This window comes from Qipengyuania aurantiaca, assembly GCF_019711375.1.
GTDB lineage: Bacteria > Pseudomonadota > Alphaproteobacteria > Sphingomonadales > Sphingomonadaceae > Qipengyuania > Qipengyuania aurantiaca.
This window is the reverse complement of record NZ_CP081295.1, coordinates 588,081-607,360: the sequence shown is the minus strand read 5'-3', so window position 1 is coordinate 607,360 and position 19,280 is coordinate 588,081. Positions and strand designations below refer to the sequence as shown.

Genomic DNA, 19,280 nt, shown 5'->3' with positions numbered 1-19,280 from the left:
GTCACTCTCCCAAAAGTGAAAGGACCGCTACGCCGCCGAGGATCATGAGCGGTCCGAATATTAGCAAGAGCACCGGCTGGACGTATGCCGTCATCCGGTCCCATCGATTGAATGGCAGGGGCTCATTTTCCTTACCCGCCTTGAGGATTGCCGCTTCGATCAGACTAATCCGCTCTTCGCGGCGGTGTCGCCATCCGTCGATGCCGAACCACACGAACAGAGCGCCGAACGTCAGCAGGCCGAGACCCTTTAGGATTACCTCCCAGTCCACTTACCCTCGCGCTTCTCGACGAAGGCGGCCATGCCTTCCTTCTTGTCCTCGCTCGCGGTGAGGATCTGGAAGATGCGGCGCTCGATGATCAGGCCCTGGTCGAGGCTGGTCTCGAAGGCGGCGTTGACCATTTCCTTGTTCGCGATCGCCGCCATCGGGGGCATCGAGGCGATCTGGGCAGCGGTCTTCATCGCATCGTCGAGCAAATCGTCATGCGGCACCACGCGCGCGACGAGGTTGCTGCGTTCGGCTTCCTCAGCGCCCATCATGCGGCCCGTCAGGCACATTTCCATGGCCTTGGACTTGCCGATGGCCTTGGTCAGACGCTGCGAACCGCCCATGCCGGGCGCAACGCCGAGCTTGATTTCGGGCTGGCCGAACTTGGCGTTTTCCGAAGCGATGATGAAGTCCGCCATCATGGCGAGCTCGCACCCGCCGCCGAGCGCGAAGCCGTTGACCGCGGCGATCCACGGCTTGCGGGTCTTCTTCGCGATCTCGCTGGTCCAGGGCGCGAAGAAATCGTCGAGATAGAAGTCTGCCGCGTCCTTCTCGCTCATTTCCTTGATGTCGGCGCCGGCGGCAAAGGCCTTGTCGCCCGAGCCGGTGAGGACCGCGCACAGCTGGCTGCTGTCGGCCTGGTAGGCGGCAAAAGCCTCGATCAGTTCTTCGAGCACTTTCGAGTTGAGCGCGTTGAGCGCCTTGGGGCGGTTCAAGGTGATCAGCGTGACGGCATCGCGCTGTTCGACGGTGATGGTTTCGAAAGTCATAGGGGTTTCCATTCCTCTTCGGCGGGAAGCGGGGCGAAGATGCTGTCGAGCAGGTCCTCGCTCACGCCCTCGGGCGTGGCCGGATCCCATTTGGGGTCGTTGGTCTTGTCCACGATCACCGCGCGCACGCCTTCGGCAAAGTCGGGCCGGGTGAGCACGCGGCTCGCGATGCGGTATTCCATGACCATGTTGTCGGCGAAATCGTCGAGCTTCGCGCTTTCCGCCAGCTGGCGCAGCGCGACCTTGCAGGTCTGCGGGCTCTTGGTGCGCAGCGTGGCGAGTTCCTTGGCGGCCCAGTCGCTGTCCTCGGCTTCGAGGCTGGCGAGGATGTCCTCGTAGCGGTCGGAGGCGAAGTGGCGGGCGATCTTTTCCGCATTGCCTTCGATGCGCGCTTCGGGCGGCGTCTCGGACAGTTCGGAAAGGATGCCGGCGATCCGGTCGGGATGTTCGACGATGCGCGCCTTGGCTTCCTCCAGCCTTTCGGACGGGAGGTAATGCGTGGCGATACCGGCCCAGACGCATTCCGCGCCGTCGAGCCGCGCGCCGGTCAGCGCCAGGAACTGGCCGAGCCTGCCGCCGAGGCGCGAGAGGTGCCAGCCGCCGCCCACATCGGGGAAGAGGCCGATGCCGGTTTCGGGCATGGCGAAGCGCGTGTGCTCGGTCGCGACGCGGTATTTGCACGGAAGCGCGATGCCCACGCCGCCGCCCATGGTGATGCCGTCCATGATAGCCACGATGGGCTTTGGATAGGTCATCATCTGGTGGTTGAGCTGGTACTCGTCGTGGAAGAAGGCGCGGCCCGAGGCCCCGCCATCGTTCAGCGCCGAATTGCGCAGCAGGTTGATGTCGCCGCCCGCGCAAAAGCCGCGCCCCTCGGCGTGATCGAGGATCACCGCCTCGACCGCGTCATCTGACGCCCATTCCGTCAGCGCCGAGCTCATCGCGTGGCACATGTCGAGCGTGAGGGCGTGAATCGCCTTGGGCCGGTTGAGCGAGATGTGGCCGATGCGGCCGTGCGTGTGGATATGGACCTGGTCGGTCATGCTGCTTTCCTGTGTTCGATAAGGTCCCAGGGGTTGCCCCATGGGTCCTTGAAGACCGCCACCGTGCCATAGGGCTCGTGGCGAGGTTCCTCGGTAAATTCTACACCCCATGCGGTCATGCGACGATGGTCGGCGGCAAAGTCGTCGGATGCGAGAAACCACCCGACTCGCCCGCCCGTCTGCCTGCCGATGGCCGCACGCTGCTCGTCATCTGTGGCGCGGGCAAGAAGCAACCGGCCACCGTTCACCCCACCCATGACGACCCAGCGTTTGCCGCCACCCAGATCGGTGTCCTCGTGAAGCGCGAAATCGAGCGCTTCGCGAAAGAAAGCGATGCCCTCGTCGTAATCGGGGACGAGGAAGGTGGTCATGGCAAGCGCTGTCACTGGCGCAGCAAATCCCGGCCCACGATCATGCGCATGACCTGGTTCGTGCCTTCGAGAATCGAGTGCACGCGCAGGTCGCGCCAGAAGCGCTCGATGGGATATTCGCGCAGATAGCCGTAGCCGCCGAAGAGCTGCAGCGCGTCGTTGACGATCTTGCTGCCGCTGTCGGTGGCGAGGCGCTTGGCCATGGCGGAGAAGCGCGATTTGTCGGGAGCGTTGTCCGTAACCTTGGCCGCTGCGAGATAAAGCAGCGCGCGCGCTGCCTCCAGATCGGTCGCCATGTCGGCGAGCATGAATTGCGTGTTCTGGAAATCCGCGATGGGTGTGTCGAACTGCTTGCGGTCCTTGGTGTAGGCCACCGCCTCGTCGAGGCAACGCTGCGCCCCGCCGAGCGAGCACGCGCCGATGTTGAGGCGGCCGCCGTCGAGACCCATCATCGCGAAACGGAAACCTTCGCCCTCATCGCCGACACGGTTGGCTACGGGCACGCGCGCGTCCTCGAAGATCACCTGCGCCGTGGGCGAGGCGTTCCAGCCGAGCTTCTTTTCCGGCTTGCCGAAGGAGATACCGGGCGTGTCCTTGTCGATCACAAGGCAGGTGATGCCCTTGGTCTTGTGATCGCTGGTGCGGACCATGGTGACGTAAACGTCGTTGAAGCCGCCACCGGAGATGAACTGCTTTGTGCCGTTGAGGACGTAATGATCGCCCTCGAGCTTCGCGCTGGTCTTGAGACCCGCCGCGTCCGAGCCGCTGCCCGGTTCGGTCAGCGCATAGCTCGCGATCTTTTCCATCGTGACGAGGTCGGGAAGATATTTCTCCTTCACTTGCGCCCCGCCGAACTGGTCGATCATCCAGGCGGCCATGTTGTGGATCGAGATATAGGCGCTGGTCGCCGGGCAGCCATAGGCCATGGCTTCCATGATCAGCGCCGCTTCCAGACGGCCGAGACCGATGCCGCCGCTTTCTTCGGAAACATAGATCGCCCCGAAGCCGAGCTCGGCGCTCTGTTTGATGACGTCGCGCGGGAAATGCGACTTTTCGTCCCATTCCGCGGCGTGCGGCGTGATGTTGTCGGCGGTGAAGCGCTGCGCCATTTCCTGGATCTGCTGCTGCTCTTCGGTGAGCTGGAATTGTCCTGCATTCGTAGTCATGCCGCGCGCTCTAGCCCCCTCCTTGCCGCAAGGGAAGGGGCGCTTGGCAACCTCACGAAACGATTGCTTCGGCCTCGATCTCGACTTTCCATTCCTTGCGGCAGAGCCAGCTTGCGCCGACCATCGTTGCGGCGGGACGCGCTTCGCCGAAAAAGCGCGCGTGGACTGCGCCCACCGCGGCCTGGTCGTCGAAGTTGGTCAGGAACATGCGGGTGCGGACGATATCGACTGCCGACCCACCCAGTTCCTCGATGGCGCGCAGGATCAGGACGCAGCAGCGCTCCGCCTGCGCGGCCGCATCGCCAGCGGTCGAGGAGCCGTCGTCCTCCACCGGCCCGGTGCCCGCGACGGTGATGCGATTGCCTTCGCGCACCGCCCGGGCGAAGCCGAACCGTTCCTCGAAAGGCGATCCGGTGAAGGCGTGCTGGCGCGTGCTCACCCGCAATATATCCGTGTGATCACGCCTTGCGCGTCGTAGATCACGTTCACCCGGTCCTGCCGGTAATCCATCGTGAAAACGCTATCGGGCGGGCCCCATCGGAGGACACGTGCATCGCTCATGGCGAGCACGCTCTTGCCGATGGCGGAGGTGGCCGTGCGCCCGATGAATTGCTGTGCTTCCGTGGCCGAGCAACTGGCGGGCGGCGCGTCGGGCGCGTCGAGGCTTCCGGTCGGACGATCCATGGTCATGCAGGCTCCGGCAAGCAGGGCGAGGGGGAGGGCGGCGATGCGGATCATGCCTGGCACTTCGTGTAGGTGAGCGGTTCGGCCATGGCGTCTTCTCCATATTCGGTGCGCGTTAGTTCGGTGCCGTCTTCGCTGATGGCAAAGCGGATATCGCGCGTCCATTCCTCGCCTTCGCCGGTAAAGGCGTAGGTGGCGCGAAGGTCTCCGTCGCGGCTTTCCGAAATCGCGCCCAGCGTCGCCACGGATTCGTAGAAGCGCAGCCGGTCCTCCGAAATCGTGATGGCGCCCTTGGCGTCGCCATTCTCATCGGTGCAGTCGCCGGGATTGATGCCCCAGCGCCCGTGGAAGGCGGCGGGAATGGTTGTCGCGACCGGCTCCGGCAAGGGCTCGGCCCCGTCGCCGATGCCGCCATCGGGTTCGACCGGGATCATCGTCTCTTCGCCTTCGGGACGCTCCTCGATCGGGTCGGAGCAGGCGGCCAGCGCAAGCGGGGCGAGGGCGATAAGGGCGAGCATCGAACGCATAGGTTTACTCCGGGCAGCGAATGTATCGGGTGACGTCCATCCCGCCGCCGCCCTTGTCGGCGTTGACGGCGAGCGTGCCGCCCCCTTCGAGCGCGAAATCGCGGCGCTCGCTAGTGGGCGTTTCGGCATAGGTGGTGTCGAACGTGGCGTCGATCGTGTGGTCGGTGCGCGCGTGCACCTCCATGATCCGGCCGCCGGTTTCGAAATAGCTGTAGCCCTCCTCGCGAACCGTCATCAGGCGATCCCAGTCGATGGTCCCGCGAAGGCGCGGGTCGCAATCCTGAGCCGTGGGGGCGCGCCCCAGATCGTCCTTGTGCCAGTCGCCGTGCATGGCGGAAGGCATGGTCTTGGCAAGCTGCGCATTGGGGGTCTCGCTCACCGAGGGGGTCGGCACGGGCGTGGTTTCCTCGAGCGGGGCCTGGTCGGGCAAGCGCTCGGCCGCTTCGTCGCCTGCCCTGTCGCAGGCTGCCAGCAGTAAGGGCAGGGAGACGAGGGCGAGGCGGGGGAGCGATCCGAAAGTCATGTGCCCCCAACGCCTCGCCGGTCCGAATTATCCCGCCGGTATTACCCCATCGTCGGGATGACGAAGGCGTTCGACCCGTCACCGCCGCCGTCGGGCCAGCGCTGGGTGACCTTCTTGGCCTTGGTCCAGAACTTCAGGCCTTCCATGCCGTACTGGTCGATGTCGCCGAAGCCCGAACGCTTCCAGCCGCCGAAGCTGTGGTAGCTGACGGGAACGGGGATCGGTACGTTGATGCCGACCATGCCGACGTTGACGCGGCTGGCGAATTCGCGCGCCGCGTGGCCGTTGCGAGTGAAGATCGCGACGCCATTGCCGTATTGGTGCTCGCTGGGCAGGCGCACAGCGTCCTCGAAATCCTTGGCGCGCACGATCTGGAGAACCGGGCCGAAGATCTCTTCCTTGTAGCTTTCCATGTCGGGCGTGACCTGGTCGAGCAGCGTCGGGCCGACGAAGAAGCCGTCTTCATGGCCCTGGAGCGTGAAGCCGCGTCCGTCGAGCCTTCCTTTTCGGCCGTGTCGATCCAGCCTTCGACGCGCGCCTTGTGTTCGGGCGTGACCACGGGGCCGTAATGCGCGTCGGGATCGTTCGAGACGCCGACGCGCAGCGCGTTGATAGCGGGGATCAGCTTGTCGCGCAGGCGGTTGGCGGTGTCCTCGCCCACGGGAACGACCACGGGCAGTGCCATGCAGCGTTCGCCCGCCGAGCCGAAAGCAGCACCGGCAAGATCGTTGACCACCTGGTCGAGATCCGCGTCGGGCATGACAATGCCGTGGTTTTTCGCGCCGCCGAAGGCCTGCACGCGTTTGGCGTTCGCCGTGCCGCGCGAATAGATATACTGCGCGATGTCGGAGGAGCCGACAAAGCTGATCGCCGGGATATCGGGATGGTCGAGGATCGCGTCGACCATTTCCTTGTCGCCATGGACGACCTGCAGCAGGCCTCCGGGCGCGCCGGCTTCGAGGAAAAGTTCTGCGAGACGTACGGGAACGCTCGGGTCGCGCTCGGAAGGCTTGAGTATGAAGGCATTACCCGCCGCAATCGCCATGCCGAACATCCACATCGGGATCATGGCCGGGAAGTTGAACGGGGTGATGCCGGCGCCAATGCCGAGCGGCTGGCGCATCGAATAGACATCAATGCCGGGACCGGCACCTTGCGTGTACTCGCCCTTCAGCGCCTGCGGGATGCCGCAGGCGAATTCGATGACTTCGAGGCCCCGCTGCACGTCGCCATGCGCGTCCTCGACGACCTTGCCGTGCTCGCTCGAAAGCAGCTCGGCCAGTTCCTGCTTGTTCGCCTCGACCAGTTCCTTGAACTTGAACATGACACGGGCGCGGCGTTGCGGATTGGTCGCCGCCCATTCGGGCTGGACCTTCTTGGCGGCATCGACCGCCTGCTGGAGCAGGTCCGCGCCGCCGAGCGCGACTTGCGCCTGTACCTCGCCCGTGGACGGGTTCCAGATCTTGTGCTTGCGGGTGGGGGCCGGGCTTTCGCCGACGATGAAATGGTCAACCTGACGCATGGGGGAATCCTCTCTTTTCTTGCCAACGGCCTTGGCAAGCGAGAGGTCCGAAATCAACCGGTTTCAGTTGAAACCTTTGTTCGATGCGCTATCCGACTGCCGCCATCATCTGCGCGCACAGGATCGCGCCATAGGTGCCGAGCGCATAGCCGAGCACCGCCAGCAGCACGCCGACGGGGGCGAGGGCCGGGTGGAAGGCAGCGGCCACGACGGGAGCTGAGGCCGCACCGCCGACATTGGCCTTGCTGCCTACGGCGACGAAGAAGAATGGCGCCTTGATCAGCTTGGCGACCACCAGCAGCAGCACGACGTGGATGATTATCCAGATCAGGCCGACGGCGAAGAAGCCGGGCGCATCGCCCAGCTGGGTCACGTCCATCTTGGTGCCGATGATGGCGACCAAGAGGAAGATGAAAAGCGTGCCGAACTTGCTCGCCCCGACGCCTTCGAGATCGCGCGCACGGGTGAAGCTGGCGGCAAGGCCCAGCGTCGTCGCCACGACGACGACCCAGAAGAAGCTGCTCGCCAGCGTTGCGTCTTCCCCTTGGAGGTCTGCGAAGAACCCGCCGAGCAGGCCGCCAAGCAGGTGGCATAGGCCGACCACGGCCAGCGTCGCGCCGAAAAGGAGCACATAGTCGTTGGCCTTTGCGACGCGTTCCACCGAGCTGGTGTAGTCCGCCATCTTGTCGCGGAGGGCGTCGATCGCGCTGCTGTCCGCGCCCAGCCAACGGTCGACCCGCTCGCTCGCGCCGGCGCCATAGAGGAGGAAGATCATCCAGATATTGGCGACGATGATGTCGACTGCGATCAGCGCGGAATAGCGTTCGATGTTGTAGCCATAGACTTCAAGCATGGCGGTCTGGTTCGCGCCGCCCCCGATCCAGCTTCCGGCCAGCGTTGCCAGCCCGCGCCAGGCGGCGTTGTCGCCCGTGCCGATGATGGAGGGGTCGAACTGCGCCACCGCCCAAAGCGCAATCGGTCCGCCGATCACGATGCCCAGCGTGGCGGTGAGGAACATGATGATGGCCTTGCTGCCGAGCCCGAGAATGCCTTTGAGGTCGATGCTGAGCGTCATCAGGAACAGCGCGGCGGGCAGGAAGAAGTCCTTCGCGACAGTCCAAAGATTGCTCTCGCTCACATCGATCAGGCCGAAGGTGACCATCAGCGAAGGGACCAGATAGCAGACGAGGATGATCGGCACGAAGGTGTAGAATTTCGTCCAGCCGGGCCGGTCGCGCGTCGCGAAGACGAAAGCGAGCACAAGGCCGAGCAGGCCGAGAATTATCCTATCGTCAGTGATCATCGTTTTGTGAAACCGGTCCCAAATCGTTTTCCTGCTGCCTGCCTAGCGAGGGCGGAGGCGAAAAACCATGTTGACCGCCACGCTGGCCACAGGCAAATCGCCGCTCCGGGCTGCGGGTATGATGTAATGGTAGCCTGCCAGCTTCCCATGCTGGACGCGCGGGTTCGATTCCCGCTACCCGCTCCACCTCCCTGATTTTCTCTATTTCGGCGGCATCCGGATCGCACCGTCGAGGCGGAACTGGTGGCCGTTGATGTAGCTGTTGCGCGCGATTTCGCAGATGAGCGAGGCGAATTCCTCCGGCTCGCCGAGGCGTTTGGGGAAGGGGACGCTGGCGTTCAACTGGTCCCACATCTGTGGGTTGCGGTCCTTCATGCCCAGCATCAACGGGGTGGCGAATATGCCCGGCATGACTGAATTGACGCGGATGCCGAGGTCCATGAGGTCGCGCGCCATCGGCAGGACGAGGCCGTTCACCCCTGCCTTGCAACTGCCATAGATAACTTGCCCGATCTGGCCGTCCTGCGCCGCCACGCTGGCGGTCAGCGTGATGCAGCCGCGCTCGCCGTCCGCGTTCAGCGGCTCGCTGTTGGCCATACCCAGCGCGGAATGGCTGGCGATGCGATAGGAGGAGACGAGGATGCCTTCCGCCCCATAGGCGTAATCCGCGGTCGAGAGGCGCTTGTAGCCGCCCGTTTCTTTGTCCCAGCCCAAGGTCTTGCCGCGGCGGCTGGTCATGGCGCAATGGACGGTTACGCGCTCCTGCCCGTGGGTGCCGCGCGCCTTTTCGAAACCGTCGACGACCGATTGCTCGTCGGTGATGTCCACGCGCGCAAAGGTGCCGCCGATGGCCTTGGCGTGCGCCTCGCCGGCCTCTTCGTTCACGTCGAAGATCGTCACTTTCAGGCCGAGATCGGCCAGCGCCTGCGCGCTCGCCTTGCCGAGACCGCTGGCCCCACCCGTGACCACCGCCGCCATGCCTTCGGTCAGTTCCATCTCCGCTCTCCCTGCTGTCATTTGCCTGTCGCACTGCTATCGCATGGCTTGGGCCATACCGCCAAGGGAGTACCGCATGCCTGCAAGTCTTCATCGCCGCCAGTTCCTGTCCGCCACCGCGAGCGCCTTTGCCGCGCTTTCGCTGAGCGGCTGCATGACCCGCGGCGCGTCGCGCTGGGCGAACTTCACCGGCTATGGCGATCTGGTCCCCGATCCGGCCGGTCTCCTCGACCTGCCCGAAGGCTTTTCCTACCGCCTGCTCTCCAGCCTCGGCGATGCGATGAGCGATGGCGGCACAGTGCCCGACCACGCAGACGGCATGGGCTGCCTGCCGCTCGATGGCGGGGAGATCGCGCTGGTGCGCAACCACGAATTGATGCCGGGACAGGATATCGGCGGTACGGTGACGAGCGGGTACGACACGATCGCCGGACATCACGTCCTTCCCGGAGGCACCACGACCCTCGTGCTCGACGCGGCGACCTTGCAGAAGAAGCGCGAGTTCCGCTCGCTTGCCGGGACGATCCGCAATTGTTCGGGCGGGGTGACGCCGTGGGGCAGCTGGCTCACCTGCGAGGAATTCGTGAGCGAGGACCAGCACATCGCGCCCGACAAGCTGGCCAAGAACCACGGTTGGGTGTTCGAAGTGCCGGCGAGCGCGACCGGGCTGGTGGACGCGCAGCCGCTCAAGCATCTTGGCCGCTTCAACCACGAGGCGGCCTGCGTCGATCCGCGCAACGGCCTTGTCTACCTGACCGAGGATCGCGACGATTCCCTGCTCTACCGGTTCGTGCCCAACGGCCGGCTCGACGAGCCGGGCCGCCTCGAAGCGATGGTGATCGAAGGCGTCGCCGATGCGCGCAACTGGGACGCGGTCTCGATCGCGGTGCAGGAGCCGCGCAGCGTGCGCTGGGTCGCGCTCGACAATGTCGAGGCCCCGCTCGACGATCTGCGCAAGCGCGGCGCGGCCATGGGCGCGACCCTGATCGCGCGGGGCGAGGGCATCCACATGGGCGAGGGCGAGCTTTACATTTGCTCGACCAGCGGCGGTGCGGCCAAACTGGGTCAGGTCTTCCGCCTCCAGCCCGCCTTCGACGGCACGCCCGAACGGGTGGAGCTGTTCTTCGAGAGCTCCGATCCCGCGCAATTCAACTATGGCGACAATCTTACCGTGGCCCCCAACGGCCACCTGATCGTGTGCGAAGACCAGTATACCGAGGTGGTCGACAACCGGCTGATCGGCATCACGCCGCTGGGCGCACCCTATGTGTTCGGCCGGCTCAAGCTGCAGACCGAACTTGCCGGTGGCTGCTTCTCGCCCGACGGCAAGTGGTTCTTCGTCAACGCCTATTCGCCGACAAGGACGGTAGCCATAACTGGGCCTTGGGCGACATAATCACCAGTTCGATAAATTACGCGCCCTTGATCGAAAAATCCGATCAAGAAGGCCGGTCTTTGTCCCGAAACTTCACCCCCCGTTCGTTCGTTGGCCGGACAAACAGGAAATAGAAGGACAAGAGACAATGGCCGAACTCGGCAACAACGCAAAAGCAGGTCTCGTCACGGCGCTGAACGGCGCGCTGGCGGATACGATGGCGCTCTATTTCAAGACCAAGAACTTTCACTGGCACGTTGCAGGCCCGCGCTTTCGCGACCTGCACCTGCTCTTCGACGAGCAGGCGGCGCAGCTGATCGGCACGGTCGACGATATTGGCGAGCGCGTGCGCAAGAACGACGAATACACGCTCACCTCGATCGGCACGGTCGCGTCCGAAACGCAGATCAAGGACCAGGACGACGTGACCATCACCGCCGACGCCATGGTGGCAGAATTGCGCGACGATAACCGCAAGCTGCACGACCGCCTCGGCAAGGTGAAGGAAGAGGCCGAAAGCGTCGGCGACAACGCCACCAGCGGCATCGTCGACGACTGGATCGACCAATGCGAAGAGCGCATCTGGTTCCTCAACCAGACCACCAAGTAAGCGCAATGAGCGCATAGCAATTCACCCGCTCGCGGCTTGGCCGGGGGCGGGTTTGCTGTATCGGGAGTACCCATGGCCGACATCACGATCATCGAAAACGCCGCCGACGAACGAATTGCCGAATGGCTCGAGCAGGAGCTCGCAAGGGCGCTGGCCGCGACAGACGGCCCGGTGACCATCACTGTGCCGGGTGGTTCGACGCCGTTCCCGATCATCGCCAAGCTGCTCGAGGCCGATCTGGACTGGTCGCGGCTGGTCGTGTGGCCGGGCGACGACCGGATCGTGCCCGAAGATCACGAGGCCTCGAACACCGGCAAGCTGCGCGCCATGTTCGAACCGGCGGGCGCGGAAGTGGTGACGCTCACCATCATGGAACAGGTCCCGCATTTCGACCTCGCATGGCTCGGCATGGGCGCGGACGGGCACATCGCCTCGCTCTTCCCGAACACCGATCCCAAGCTGGACGAGCCACGCAGCATCGTGCGCCTAACGCCCGATCCGCTGCCGCCCGAAGCGCCCTTCGACCGCATCAGCCTGACGCTCCCCGCGATCCTCGACAGCGACACCATCGCCTTCGTGATCCGTGGCGAAGACAAGCGCGCCGTGTTCGACGAAGCCGCTGGCGGAAAAAGCGATTTGCCGGTTGCCCGGCTGCTGGCAGGCGCTACACAGCCTGTCATATGCTTCACCTGATACCTGCGCCGCTGCATCGGCTCGCCCTCAAGATTGCCTACAAGCTGCGCAACCGGGCGCGCCGCGTGTCTGGCACGACGCGCGACGGAGTGAGCGTGGTCGGCCGCGATCTGGGCGGGCAGATCCTGCTCGTGCGCCACAGCTACGGCCCGAACCAATGGTTCTTCCCCGGCGGCGGCATCGCCGAGGGCGAGGAGCCGGAAACGGCCGCCAGGCGCGAATTGCTCGAGGAAACGGGCTGCGAGATCGAAGGCATGAAGCTCGTCGGACTGATCGAGGAGACGCTCTCCGGCGCGCCGCACAAGGCGCATCTGTTCGAAGGCGTGGTCAACGACATGCCCGAAGCCGATGGCCGCGAGGTGGTGGAAGCGCGCTTCTTCCCAACCCACTCGCTCCCCGAACCGCTCAGCCCCCGCACGCGCGAGCGGCTGAAGATGTGGCAGGCGCGCAAGAGCTAGAGCAGCGAGAGCTGCGCATCGGGGCGCTTGGGTTCCTCCTTGCCGCCTTCCAGTTTCGACAAGGTCAGGCCCATCAGCCGGATCGGCATGGGTAGGGGAAGCACCTCTTCCAGCAACTGCCGCGAGAGCGCCGCGAACTGGGCGCGGTCGGTGATCGGCTGGTCGACCGTCTTGGCGCGGCTGAAAATCTGGAAATCGGTGTATTTCATCTTGAGCGTGACTGTGCGGCCCTTGGCCTCGGCGCGCTCGATATAGCCCCAGACGATGTCGATGATATCCTCCAGCGTCTCGCGCAGTTCGCTGCCCGAAGAGAGGTCGCGGCTGAAGGTCCGCTCGCCGCCGACCGACTTGCGGATGCGGCTGGAGCGTACGGGGCGCAGGTCGATCCCGCGCGCGGCGCGATAGAGGTAATCGGCAAAGCTGCCGAAATGCGCGCGCAGCCACTCGATGTCCTTGGCGGCGAGATCGGCACCGGTCTGGATGCCGAGCCGGTCCATCTTCTCCGCCCCCTTGGGGCCGACGCCGTGGAAGCGCCGCACGGGGAGCGATTGCACGAACTCCGCGCCCTGTCCGGGGCGGATGACGCACATTCCGTCGGGCTTGTTCTGGTCGCTCGCCAGCTTGGCGAGGAACTTGTTGTACGACACGCCCGCGCTGGCGGTCAGTTTCGTCTTGGCGCGGATTTCCTGTCGGATAAGTTCGGCGATGCGCGTCGCGCTGCCGATGCCGAGCTTGTCCTCGGTGACGTCGAGATAGGCCTCGTCGAGGCTCAGCGGTTCGACAAGGTCGGTGTGATGGCGGAAGATCGCGCGGATCTGCTGGCTGACCTCGCGGTAGACATCGAAGCGCGACTTGCAGAAGATCAGGTCGGGGCAGAGCCGCTTGGCGGTGACGCTGGGCATGGCGCTCTTCACGCCGAATTTGCGCGCCTCGTAGCTTGCCGCCGCCACCACGCCGCGCCCGCTCGATCCGCCCACGGCGACCGGCTTGCCCCGCAGGTCCGGATTGTCGCGCTGTTCGACGCTGGCGAAGAAGGCGTCCATGTCGACATGGATGATCTTGCGCAGGCCATCGGCCTCGTCCTCATCCTTCTCGTCACCTTCGCTCATGCGCGCCTAGATAGCGATGCGGGTTGCAAATCGGAACCTTGTGCTTCACTCGCCATTTTGTGCAGATGCGAAACGAACAGCTCTCCGGCGGCGAACGCCCGCTTCCCGACCGCGCGAAGCGCACGATGATCGGTGAGCGCGAGCTGATCTGGATGATGGCGCTGCTGATGGCCTGCAACGCTTTCGGTATCGACGCCATCCTTCCCGCACTCGACGCGCTGGCGAGCGATCTCGGCGCGCCGGGCAACGATCGCCAGTTCGTGGTCGGCGCCTATCTGCTGGCGGCCGGTTTCGGTACGCTCGTGCCTGGAGCCTTTGCCGACCGGTACGGGCGACGGCCCGTGCTGTTCGTGGCGCTGGCCTGCTACATCCTGCTCTCGCTCGCCTGCGCCATGGCGACCACATTCGATATGCTGGTGGGTCTTCGCGCGGCACAGGGTTTCTTCGCCGCCGGCATCATCGCCCTGCCGCCGGCCATCATTCGCGACCGGGTGGGCGGGGACAAGATGGCGCGCATGATGAGCCTCATCTTCGTGATCTTCCTGCTCGTGCCCGCCGTCGCGCCGAGTATCGGGCAAGCCGTGCTCTTCGCGTTTGGCGACTGGCGCTGGATCTTCGGCGCGATGGCCCTGCTCGGCTGCGTGATGAGCGCCTGGGTCTATTTCCGCCTCCCCGAAACCCTGCACGAGGAAGACAAGCAGGACATCCACCTGCCGACCATCACGCGCAACATGAAAAGCGCTGTCACCTTGCGCGAAACCATCGGTTACACGCTCGGGAGCGCGCTGGTGTTCGGCGGATTGTTCGGCTTCATCAATTCGAGCCAGCAGCTCATCGGCGAAGCCTTCGGGGCAGGCGACAAGTTCCCGCTGATCTTCGCCATCTGTGCTGGCTGTATGGCAATTGCCAACTGGTCGAACAGCCGCATTGTCGAGCGGTTCGGGGCGCGCAAGGTCAGCCACGCGGCGCTTTTCGCCTTCATCTTCGTGGCCGCGCTGCAACTGTGGTTCGCCAACGACCCGGACGAGACCTTGTGGACCTTCGTCCCGCTGATGGCGGCAAACATGAGCCTGCTTGGCTTCATCGGTGCCAATTTCGGCAGCATCGCCTTGCAGCCCTTCCGCCATATCGCAGGGGCGGCTTCGAGCGCGCAGGGGTTCCTGCGCATGACAAGCGGCGCGGCGCTGGGGGCGTTCATCGGCTATATGTACGACGGCACGGCGCGCCCGCTGGCGCTCGCCCTGCTCATCACGGCGGTGCTGAGCCTCGTTTTCGTCCTCTTCTCCGAACGCGGCGAGCTGTTCGGCGAGAAGATGGAGGATTACGACTAGGTCTCGCTCTCCAGCCTGCGCCACGCAAGTTGCGCGAATTCGCACAGCAAGGGCCGGGTGTCGCGCGGGTCGATGATGTCCTCGACGTTGAAGCGTTCGGCGCTGCGGAAGGGCGAGGTGACCTTGTCCAGCCGCTCGCGAATGGCGGCGAGTTCGGCTTCCGGGTCTTGGGCCGCTTCCAGCTCGGACTTGTAGGCGACCTCCAAGCCGCCCGCGATGGGGAGCGAGCCCCAATCGCCTGAAGGCCAGCAATAGCGGTACTGGAAGGTCTCGGCGTTACTCATGGCGCTCCCCGCAATGCCATAGGCGCGGCGCAGGACGATGGAGGCGAGCGGGACGCTGGCGCGGTAGATCGCGTTCATCGCCTGCACGCCGTAGCGGATGGTCCCCGCCATCTCCGCCTCGCGCCCGATCATGAATCCGGGATTGTCGACGAGGTGGACGATGGGCAGGCGGAACTGGTCGGCGAGCTTGACGAAGCGTTCGACCTTCTCGCTGGTCTTCGCTTCCCACGACCCGCCGAGATAGGACGGGTCGCTGGCGAGCACCATGACGGGCCAGCCGTCGAGCCGGGCAAGCGCGGTGATGCAGGCGCGGCCCCACATGCGGCCGATCTCGAAGACGGTGCCGGAATCGAACACAATCTCCATCGCGCGGCGCATCGAATAGACCTGCTTGTCCTCGCGCGGGACGAGACTGAGCAACGCCTCCTCGCGGCGGTCCACCGGGTCGGAGCAGTCGGCACGGGCGGCAAGCTGGCCGACATGCTCGGGCATGAAGGAGAGGAAATGCCGCGCGCGGGCGAAGGCTTCGGCCTCGCTTGCCACCTCGTCGTCGACCACGCCGTTGCGCGTGTGGATGCCACTGCCGCCAAGGTCTTCCTTGGCCTGTTGGTGATTGTCGGAGCCCTTGTAACCTTCGCCCAGGCCATCGACCACGGCAGGCCCGGCGGCAAAGATCTGGCTAAGGCCTTTCACCATGACCGAATAATGGCTCGCCACCGTCCGGGCCGCGCCGAGACCTGCCGTGGGGCCAAGCGCCAGAGCCACCACGGGCACGGTGTCGAGGTTTTTCACCACGTCGGACCAGCCGGGCACTGCGGGAATATAGGTCGCGCCGATCTGTTCGAGCGTCTTGACGCTGCCGCCGCCGCCCGTGCCGTCAATCATGCGGATGATGGGCAGCTTCAGCTCGTGCGCCATCTTCTCGGCCTGCACCATCTTGCGGCTGATCCCGGCATCCGCAGCGCCGCCGCGAATGGTGAAATCGTCGGCGGTCGCGACCACCGGGCGGCCGTTTATCTCCGCCTTGCCGAACAGGAAGGGGGCAGGGGTTACGCCTGCAAGATTGCCGTCCTCGTCGTAGTGTCCCTTGCCGGCGATCTTGCCGATCTCTCGAAAGGAGCCGGGGTCCACCAGCGCCGCGAGCCGGGCGCGGGCATCCATCTTGCCGCGGGAGTGCTGGCGGGCGAGCTTGTCCGGCCCGCCCATCTGTTCCGCGAACTCTTCGCGCCTGCGGAGTTCTTCAAGTTCGGCCTGCCAAGACATCCCAACCTCCGTTCGCCCTGAGCTTATCGAAGGGCCGTCCTTCACTTGTGGACCTGAGCTAGAAGAAAAAGCGGTGCTTCGACAAGCTCAGCACGAACGGAATTGAGGCCAGGCCTATTCGCTCGGCTCCACAACCGCCAGCACCGCCTCGACCTGCACCTGCCCACCCTCGCTGGCGGAAAGCTCGGTCACGGTCCCGTCGAAGGGCGCGGTGAGCGCGTGTTCCATCTTCATCGCTTCGAGCACCATGAGGCGCTGGCCCGCGGTGACCGCATCGCCCTCGGCCACATCGACCGCGATGACCTTGCCCGGCATGGGGGCGAGGATAGCGCCGTCCGCGGCGGAAGCTGCGCCGCCAGCGTCGTGGCGATAAGGCTGGACCCGAAATGCCGCGCCGTTCTCAAACACCAGATCGCCTATCTGAAAGGTTCCTACTCCGCCGCTAGGCAGCGGTTCATCCCAACCATCATGGGGTGTAACTTCCACAGCCTCACCGCTGACCAACAGGCGGATGCTCTCTTTACGATCAGCATTGAGCCGGAAACCGCCGATACCTTCCAGCCTCGCGAGATCATCGCCGAATTGGTTTTCATAGAGGTGATCTCGCGCTCGGAGAGCTAAGGTACTTTTCCCTAGCTTGGGTTCCTCGGTCAGTTCCTCAATATGCTCGCCAATGGTGCCCGTAGTCATCTGCCCTGACTTGAATTCTTCAAGTTCCAGCAACCTGACAAGAAACCACGCATTTTGCCGGACCGGCCACACATTCGTGTTGGCCGTTGCTTCGCGGAGCTTGGCGATAGCGTCGTCCCGGTCGGCGCCCTTGCAGACGATCTTAGCAATCATGGGATCATAAAAAGGCGAGACTTCCGACCCCTGCTCGACACCTGCTTCGACCCTCGACCTGAAATTGGGCAGGCCGAGATATTCCAACCGTCCGGTACTCGGCAAAAACCCTTTCGCCGGATCCTCCGCATACAGCCGCGCCTCGATGGCCCAGCCGTCGATGCCCAGCTCTTCCTGCTTCAGGGGGATTGGCTCCCCGCTCGCCACACGCAGCTGCCATTCGACCAGATCGACTCCGGTGATCTCCTCGGTCACCGGGTGTTCGACCTGCAGGCGGGTGTTCATTTCCATGAAGAAGATACGGTCGGCGCGCAGGCCTTCGCTGGCGTCGGCGATAAATTCGATCGTGCCTGCGCCTTCGTAATCGACTGCCTTGGCGGCGCGCACGGCTGCGGCGCAGATGTCCTCGCGTGTGGCCTCGTCCATGCCGGGGGCGGGGGCTTCCTCAATCACCTTCTGGTGGCGGCGCTGGAGCGAACAGTCGCGTTCGAACAGGTGGACGACATTACCGTGGCTGTCGCCGAAGACCTGCACCTCGATATGGCGGGGCGAGGTGATCCACTTTTCGAGCAGCACTTCATCGTTTGAGAAGCTGGCCTTGGCCTCGCGCCGGCAGCTTTCGAGGCTCGCCTCGAAGTCCTCGGCGTGATCGACCTTGCGCATCCCCTTGCCTCCGCCGCCCGCGACTGCCTTGATCAGGACGGGATAGCCAATGGCGTCGGCTTCTTTCTTGAGGCGCTCGACCGACTGGTCCTCGCCCTCATAACCCGGCGTCACCGGCACACCGGCATCGCGCATAAGCTTCTTGGCGGCGTCCTTGAGGCCCATCGCATCGATGCTGGAGGGCTTGGGGCCGACCCAGATCAGCCCGGCGTCGATTACCGCCTGCGCGAAACCGGCGTTTTCCGAGAGGAAGCCGTAGCCGGGGTGGATTGCCTCGGCGCCGGTCTCCTTGGCCGCCGCAATGATCTTCTCGCCCACCAGATAGCTCTCGGCAGCGGGAGAGGGTCCGATGTGCACCGCTTCGTCGGCGCTGCGAACGTGGAGCGCCTTGGCGTCGGCATCGGAATAGACCGCGACAGTGGCGATCCCCATCTCGCGCGCAGTGCGGATGATACGGCAGGCGATTTCGCCGCGATTGGCGATGAGAAGCTTAGAAATCATACGAATGCGCGCTAGCCGTAGCGGCGCGCCGCATCAAGCTACCAACCGGCAACAGGCCTGAAATCGTGGCGTGACCAGATGATCGGCTCTTGCGGGCCAGCAGGCCGGTTCCACAGGGCCTGGAAGAAGGCCGTGGTGACGTGCCAGCCCTTTTCGAGGCCGTTCACGCGGGTGCGGGTGTTCCAGGCGTTCTGTCCGCGGTCGAGGACCTTGCGGCCGATTGCGCCGTAGATATTCGCCGCCGACAGCACCGCCCAGCGCGAGCGGAACGGCAGGCGTTTTGCGCCGAGGCGCGCTGCGTCCTCGTGCTTCTGCATCAGCGCGATCATGCGCGGCATGATGCTGGCGAGGACAAAGCGGTTTTCTTCCTTGGCGTGCTCGCCGGGAGTGAGGCCTGCCTCTTCGAGCCAGGTTGCGGGGATGTAGACGCGGCCCGCAGCGGCATCTTCCACCACGTCACGGCTGATGTTGGCGATCTGGAAGGCGAGGCCCAAATCGTTCGCCCGATCAAGCGTTTCGCCATCGTCCTCGTGCACGCCCATGATCTTCGCCATCATGATGCCGACCGCGCCTGCCACATGGTAGGAATAGCGCAGCATGTCGTTTTCATTCTTGGGCGCAAAACCGGTCGCGTCCATGGCGAAGCCGCCGATGACGTCGTTCGCCATCTCGTAGGTCAGGCCGCATTCGGAGGCGACCATGCCCAGCGCGTCGAAAGCGAAATCGGCCGTGGGCTGGCCCTCCAAGGCGCGGCGGGTAAGGACGCGGATCGCCTGGATGCGGTCCTCGGCATCTTTCGGAGTGCCCTGGTCGCCGAGCGGCCCGCCCTTGTCCTGATTGTCGGCAATATCGTCGCAGCGGCGGCACCAGGCGTAGAGGAGCCAGCTGCGCTCGCGGGTGGTCTTGTCGAACAGCTTGGAAGCGGCGGAAAAGCTGTGCGAGCCGACCTCGATCGATTCCAGCGCCCGCGCCACCAG

Annotated in this window: 20 protein-coding genes, 1 tRNA gene and 1 pseudogene; 6 read left to right on the top strand and 16 right to left on the bottom strand. The window is 64.6% G+C overall.

Annotation, left to right across the window (positions count from 1 at the left end; translation table 11 throughout):
- Position 1 precedes the first annotated feature (1 nt).
- The 11 genes and pseudogenes from K3148_RS02940 to K3148_RS02890 all read right to left on the bottom strand — a co-directional run bounded on the left by K3148_RS02940 (position 2) and on the right by K3148_RS02890 (position 8,177).
- The gene (locus K3148_RS02940; protein ID WP_221425840.1) at positions 2–271 is read right to left on the bottom strand and encodes a hypothetical protein; all 270 of its coding nucleotides are present in this window, start codon (positions 269–271) and stop codon (positions 2–4) included.
- The gene (locus K3148_RS02935; protein WP_221425839.1) at positions 256–1,038 is read right to left on the bottom strand and encodes an enoyl-CoA hydratase-related protein; all 783 of its coding nucleotides are present in this window, start codon (positions 1,036–1,038) and stop codon (positions 256–258) included. The genes K3148_RS02940 and K3148_RS02935 overlap by 16 nt, the downstream gene beginning before the upstream one ends.
- Positions 1,035–2,081, bottom strand: coding sequence for an enoyl-CoA hydratase/isomerase family protein (locus K3148_RS02930; RefSeq protein ID WP_221425838.1), 1,047 nt, complete (start codon positions 2,079–2,081; stop codon positions 1,035–1,037). Before K3148_RS02930 ends, K3148_RS02935 begins: the two co-directional genes overlap by 4 nt.
- Entirely contained in the window at positions 2,078–2,467 is a 390-nt protein-coding gene (locus K3148_RS02925) for a VOC family protein (protein WP_247711627.1), read from the bottom strand. Before K3148_RS02925 ends, K3148_RS02930 begins: the two co-directional genes overlap by 4 nt.
- Positions 2,464–3,618, bottom strand: coding sequence for an acyl-CoA dehydrogenase family protein (locus K3148_RS02920; RefSeq protein WP_221425837.1), 1,155 nt, complete (start codon positions 3,616–3,618; stop codon positions 2,464–2,466). The genes K3148_RS02925 and K3148_RS02920 overlap by 4 nt, the downstream gene beginning before the upstream one ends.
- 52 nt (positions 3,619–3,670) lie before the next feature.
- Positions 3,671–4,057, bottom strand: a complete 387-nt coding sequence (locus tag K3148_RS02915) for a RidA family protein (protein ID WP_221425836.1) — start codon at positions 4,055–4,057, stop codon at positions 3,671–3,673.
- Positions 4,054–4,356: an I78 family peptidase inhibitor gene (locus K3148_RS02910; RefSeq protein ID WP_247711626.1), complete on the bottom strand. Its 303-nt coding sequence runs from the start codon at positions 4,354–4,356 to the stop codon at positions 4,054–4,056. The genes K3148_RS02915 and K3148_RS02910 overlap by 4 nt, the downstream gene beginning before the upstream one ends.
- A complete protein-coding gene (locus tag K3148_RS02905) occupies positions 4,353–4,829 on the bottom strand; it encodes a hypothetical protein (RefSeq protein ID WP_221425835.1) in 477 nt (158 codons plus the stop codon). The genes K3148_RS02910 and K3148_RS02905 overlap by 4 nt, the downstream gene beginning before the upstream one ends.
- 4 nt (positions 4,830–4,833) lie before the next feature.
- Entirely contained in the window at positions 4,834–5,352 is a 519-nt protein-coding gene (locus K3148_RS02900; protein ID WP_221425834.1) for a hypothetical protein, read from the bottom strand.
- Between the two features lie 41 nt (positions 5,353–5,393).
- A pseudogene (locus K3148_RS02895) lies at positions 5,394–6,874 on the bottom strand (CoA-acylating methylmalonate-semialdehyde dehydrogenase).
- 88 nt (positions 6,875–6,962) lie between these two features.
- On the bottom strand, positions 6,963–8,177 hold the full coding sequence (locus K3148_RS02890; RefSeq protein ID WP_221425833.1) for a DUF819 family protein: 1,215 nt from the start codon (positions 8,175–8,177) through the stop codon (positions 6,963–6,965).
- A 112-nt stretch (positions 8,178–8,289) separates the two neighbouring features.
- On the opposite strand from K3148_RS02890, the gene K3148_RS02885 reads away from it, so the two are divergent.
- Positions 8,290–8,363: transfer RNA gene (locus tag K3148_RS02885), tRNA-Gly, on the top strand.
- Positions 8,364–8,378: 15 nt separating this feature from the next.
- On the opposite strand, the gene K3148_RS02880 is transcribed toward K3148_RS02885, so the two are convergent.
- A complete protein-coding gene (locus K3148_RS02880) occupies positions 8,379–9,173 on the bottom strand; it encodes an SDR family oxidoreductase (protein WP_221426600.1) in 795 nt (264 codons plus the stop codon).
- A gap of 76 nt (positions 9,174–9,249) precedes the next feature.
- On the opposite strand from K3148_RS02880, the gene K3148_RS02875 reads away from it, so the two are divergent.
- From K3148_RS02875 to K3148_RS02860, 4 genes are all read left to right on the top strand, one after another.
- A complete protein-coding gene (locus K3148_RS02875) occupies positions 9,250–10,569 on the top strand; it encodes an alkaline phosphatase PhoX (RefSeq protein WP_221425832.1) in 1,320 nt (439 codons plus the stop codon).
- Positions 10,570–10,696: 127 nt separating this feature from the next.
- On the top strand, positions 10,697–11,158 hold the full coding sequence (locus K3148_RS02870; protein WP_221425831.1) for a Dps family protein: 462 nt from the start codon (positions 10,697–10,699) through the stop codon (positions 11,156–11,158).
- A gap of 72 nt (positions 11,159–11,230) precedes the next feature.
- Positions 11,231–11,851, top strand: coding sequence for a 6-phosphogluconolactonase (locus K3148_RS02865; protein ID WP_221425830.1), 621 nt, complete (start codon positions 11,231–11,233; stop codon positions 11,849–11,851).
- Positions 11,839–12,309, top strand: coding sequence for an NUDIX domain-containing protein (locus K3148_RS02860; protein WP_221425829.1), 471 nt, complete (start codon positions 11,839–11,841; stop codon positions 12,307–12,309). The genes K3148_RS02865 and K3148_RS02860 overlap by 13 nt, the downstream gene beginning before the upstream one ends.
- Here K3148_RS02860 and dinB read toward each other — a convergent pair.
- A complete protein-coding gene (dinB, locus tag K3148_RS02855; protein WP_221425828.1) occupies positions 12,306–13,418 on the bottom strand; it encodes a DNA polymerase IV in 1,113 nt (370 codons plus the stop codon). The genes K3148_RS02860 and dinB overlap by 4 nt on opposite strands.
- A gap of 65 nt (positions 13,419–13,483) precedes the next feature.
- Here dinB and K3148_RS02850 point away from each other — a divergent pair, with 65 nt between their 5' ends.
- Positions 13,484–14,749 carry a multidrug effflux MFS transporter gene (locus K3148_RS02850; RefSeq protein WP_221426599.1) on the top strand — a complete coding sequence of 422 codons (1,266 nt, stop codon included), beginning with the start codon at positions 13,484–13,486 and terminating at the stop codon, positions 14,747–14,749.
- Here K3148_RS02850 and K3148_RS02845 read toward each other — a convergent pair.
- The 3 genes from K3148_RS02845 to K3148_RS02835 all read right to left on the bottom strand — a co-directional run bounded on the left by K3148_RS02845 (position 14,746) and on the right by K3148_RS02835 (position 19,277).
- Complete coding sequence (locus tag K3148_RS02845) at positions 14,746–16,296, bottom strand: acyl-CoA carboxylase subunit beta (protein ID WP_221425827.1); 1,551 nt, start codon at positions 16,294–16,296, stop codon at positions 14,746–14,748. The genes K3148_RS02850 and K3148_RS02845 overlap by 4 nt on opposite strands.
- Before the next feature lie 114 nt (positions 16,297–16,410).
- The gene (locus K3148_RS02840; protein ID WP_221425826.1) at positions 16,411–18,303 is read right to left on the bottom strand and encodes an acetyl/propionyl/methylcrotonyl-CoA carboxylase subunit alpha; all 1,893 of its coding nucleotides are present in this window, start codon (positions 18,301–18,303) and stop codon (positions 16,411–16,413) included.
- 38 nt (positions 18,304–18,341) lie between these two features.
- On the bottom strand, positions 18,342–19,277 hold the full coding sequence (locus tag K3148_RS02835; protein WP_247711625.1) for a phytoene/squalene synthase family protein: 936 nt from the start codon (positions 19,275–19,277) through the stop codon (positions 18,342–18,344).
- Between the last annotated feature and the right edge of the window lie 3 nt (positions 19,278–19,280).